Below are 226 nucleotides of genomic sequence, written 5' to 3'. Positions count from 1 at the left end.
GCCCGTGATCGAACCATCCTCGTTGACCGTCGAACCACCGCCCAGCGCGCTGGCCGTCGAGCTGGCCACGCTGTAGAGCTGGCCGCCGTTCACCGCGTCCGTGCTGCCCGCGCTCACGGCGCCTGCGGCCACGTTATGCAGCGCCACCGGCGTACCCACCGAGCCCAGCGTCACCGAGTCATGCGCCGACGAGTCGTACATCACCGCGTCGCCCAGCGAACCACCC

At 70.8% G+C, this 226-nt stretch carries 1 protein-coding gene; it reads right to left on the bottom strand.

Going from position 1 to position 226, the window contains the following annotated elements; genetic code table 11:
* The coding region (locus tag U5775_RS39360) for a hypothetical protein (protein ID WP_322063490.1) at window positions 1-226 on the bottom strand (226 nt) is incomplete at both ends.

The organism is Paraburkholderia sp. J63, assembly GCF_905220245.1.
GTDB lineage: Bacteria > Pseudomonadota > Gammaproteobacteria > Burkholderiales > Burkholderiaceae > Paraburkholderia.
Note: the sequence above shows the minus strand (reverse complement) of the source record. Positions and strands in the feature narration are given on the sequence as shown.